1 protein-coding gene is annotated in these 765 nt (G+C 61.6%); it reads left to right on the top strand.

Annotated elements, in window-relative coordinates:
* The coding region (locus INT12_RS30630; RefSeq protein WP_193059198.1) for a UvrD-helicase domain-containing protein at nucleotides 1-765 on the top strand (765 nt) is incomplete at both ends.

Here is a 765-nt window from a genome sequence, read left to right as displayed (position 1 = left end):
GTTCGTAGAAGGTGTCACCAACAACCGGGCCCCACGCACTCAGGTGGCGCGCCACTACCTGGCTGGCAACCGGATGTATTCGGACCGGGCCGCCGATTTTGCTGTGCGCTGCGATGAGCTGACCCAAGGTCAGGTTGTGGCACGCCTGGCGGCCATGTACGACGAGCTCTACATCGACGAAGTTCAGGACCTGGCCGGCTTTGATCTAGATCTGGTCGAGCGGCTGTTGAAGAGCGATATCGCCATCACGTTGGTGGGTGATACGCGCCAGGCGACGTATGCCACCAACTATGCGCAAAGGCACAGCCAGTATCGTGGACCCAATCTGGCAGCGCTGTTTCAGATATGGGAGTCGGATGGCTTATGCCAGCTGGATCACCGCCTCATCAGTCTGCGCTGCGTCCAAGCCTTGTGCGACATGGCTGACACGCTCTATCCGCAGATGCCCCGCACCCAATCGGGCAATGGCGAGGTCACGGGGCACGATGGCATCTACCTCGTCGCTCCCGGCGACGTTGCTGCGTATATGCGAGAGTTCGCCACCGCAGTGCTCCGGCATGACCGGCGGCATGCCTGCGACGGACGGCATGCGGTGAACTTCGGACAGTGCAAGGGACGCACTTATAGTCGGGTCCTAATCTTCCCCAACGGGCCGTTGACGCAGTACCTGCGCACCGCAGATGCGGCGCGCATCACTGCGCCATCGAAGTACTACGTGGCCTTCACCCGTGCGCGGCAAAGCGTGGCATTTGTGTACGCCGGCGT

Origin of the sequence: Pseudomonas sp. K8, assembly GCF_014889455.1 — a bacterium.
GTDB classification, from domain to species: Bacteria; Pseudomonadota; Gammaproteobacteria; order Pseudomonadales; family Pseudomonadaceae; genus Aquipseudomonas; species Aquipseudomonas veronii.
This window is presented reverse-complemented; position numbering and strand designations above follow the sequence as displayed.